At 69.1% G+C, this 960-nt stretch carries 1 protein-coding gene; it reads right to left on the bottom strand.

What is annotated here, in order from left to right; genetic code table 11:
- Nucleotides 1–153: 153 nt before the first annotated feature.
- A complete protein-coding gene (locus tag BRAS3809_RS29615; protein WP_008965696.1) occupies nt 154–957 on the bottom strand; it encodes a nucleotide-binding protein in 804 nt (267 codons plus the stop codon).
- Nucleotides 958–960 lie beyond the last annotated feature (3 nt).

Below are 960 nucleotides of genomic sequence, written 5' to 3'. Positions count from 1 at the left end.
GGAGCAACTCATTGCAAGAGCCGTTCAGTCATCGTGCGAGGGGCGCACCAAGGACACGTCCGGTGCTGTTGCCCCTCGGCCCGCCCCTTTCCCGCCCGGCGGGGCGAGGGGGCGCGCTGCCGGTGCGGTGAGGGATTCGATCCAAGCGGAGGACTACAGTCCCGCCTTCCAGTTGATACCGTTGTCGGCCCAGGTCGGGTACACGCGCGATACCGGCAGCTTAGGTTCTTCGGCGGGCGGGGTCAGCATGATCGGGAATTCGACCTCGGCGTGCTCGCTCGCTTCCTTCAGTTCGCCCGCCTCGTGCATGACGTGGTCGCCGGCGAGCTTGCCGGCGGTCCAGCGCCACAGGCTCTTGATCTCCTGCGCCGACTTGCCGTCGCCGTCGAACTCGGTGACGCCGAGACCGGCGGCGAGCGCGTCCTGGTGATCGTTGCGCATCATGATGAAGGGCTGCGCCAGCACCTCGGCGATGTCGCGCGGCGCGTCGGCGTCGAGCGCCGTGGTCGCGTCGGTGATGCGGTGGCCGCCTCTGATCGGCGCCTGGTTGAGCACGAAGGCAAACGGCTTGCGCCAGGCCCTGACGACGCTCAGCGTCGGCGCCGTGGCCTCGATGTCGGCGACGCTCGGCCGCGCCGGGATGAGGCAGAGATCACAATGGCGGATGGCGGCCGTGGTCGAGGCGGTGATGCCCGCGCCGGTGTCGATCACGCAGACGGTGACGCCGTCGCGCTGGAGCGCCGCGAGTCGCGGCTCGATCATTTTCGCATCATAGACGGCTTCGACGATCGGCTCGCCGGCGGCGCGGCGCGCCTGCCATTTCGTCAGCGTGCCCTGGCGGTCGGTTTCGATCACGCGCACCTTGTGGCCGGCCTGCTGGGCCGCCACGGCGAGACCAATGGCGAGCGTGCTCTTGCCGCTGCCGCCCTTCTGCGTGGCCAAAACGATCGTGTACATCGG

This window comes from Bradyrhizobium sp. STM 3809, assembly GCF_000239795.1.
In the GTDB taxonomy this organism is placed as follows: domain Bacteria; phylum Pseudomonadota; class Alphaproteobacteria; order Rhizobiales; family Xanthobacteraceae; genus Bradyrhizobium.
Note: the sequence above shows the minus strand (reverse complement) of the source record. Positions and strands in the feature narration are given on the sequence as shown.